1 pseudogene is annotated in these 261 nt (G+C 69.7%); it reads right to left on the reverse strand.

Features of this window, described 5'->3' with window-relative positions:
* Positions 1–261, reverse strand: a pseudogene (locus tag EN850_RS35975) (ABC transporter ATP-binding protein); the annotation flags it as partial.

Consider the following 261-nt stretch of genomic DNA (forward strand, 5'->3'; position numbering starts at 1 on the left):
ATGCACCTCGTCGAGCAATTGCCGGATGCGCTTGTCGGCCCTCTCGCCGCTCCAGCCGAGGATGCGTACCAGCCTGTCGGTCGTCTGCGGGCCGATGCGGCGCGACGGATTGAGCGCGGTGAGCGGATCCTGCGGGATCAGCGCCGTGCGCGCGCCGATCAGGGCCCGCCGCGCCTTCGCATCGAGGCGGCCGAGGTCCTCGCCTTCGATCAGCATCTCGCCTTCCACGATGCGCACGCTTTTCGGCAGGACGCCGAGCAC

Source organism: Mesorhizobium sp. M8A.F.Ca.ET.207.01.1.1 (assembly GCF_004794715.1).
In the GTDB taxonomy this organism is placed as follows: Bacteria; Pseudomonadota; Alphaproteobacteria; order Rhizobiales; family Rhizobiaceae; genus Mesorhizobium.